The organism is Pseudochrobactrum sp. AO18b, assembly GCF_000409565.1.
Taxonomy (GTDB): Bacteria; Pseudomonadota; Alphaproteobacteria; order Rhizobiales; family Rhizobiaceae; genus Pseudochrobactrum; species Pseudochrobactrum saccharolyticum.
Genome location: NZ_ANNO01000238.1, coordinates 1 through 339 on the forward strand (window position 1 = coordinate 1; position 339 = coordinate 339).

Genomic DNA, 339 nt, shown 5'->3' on the forward strand with positions numbered 1-339 from the left:
ATTCAGTGCATCCGGTGGCGCGCTTTTATTCCACCTGCTCAGCAAACTTTACGAGCGCACGAGTGTCATAATCACCACCAATCTCAGCTTCAGTGAATGGGTAAGCGTGTTTGGAGACGCCAAAATGACGACTGCATTGCTCGACAGGCTCACCCATCACTGCCACATACTGGAAACCGGAAATGACAGCTTCAGGTTCAAAAACAGTTCCGCTCAGGAACCAAAACGAGCAAAGGAATACACGAAACTTGACCGTGAATAAAAACCCGAACATTAATTAAAAGGCGGGTCAATTCTCGGTGGAAAAACCGGGGCAGTTCTTAGCGGCAATCAACAGGG

1 protein-coding gene is annotated in these 339 nt (G+C 48.4%); it reads left to right on the plus strand.

The window, feature by feature from the left end; genetic code table 11:
* Window positions 1–262 (plus strand): ATP-binding protein (locus tag A918_RS0109785; protein WP_022710889.1); only part of this gene is annotated, 262 nt, incomplete at its 5' end.
* Between the last annotated feature and the right edge of the window lie 77 nt (window positions 263–339).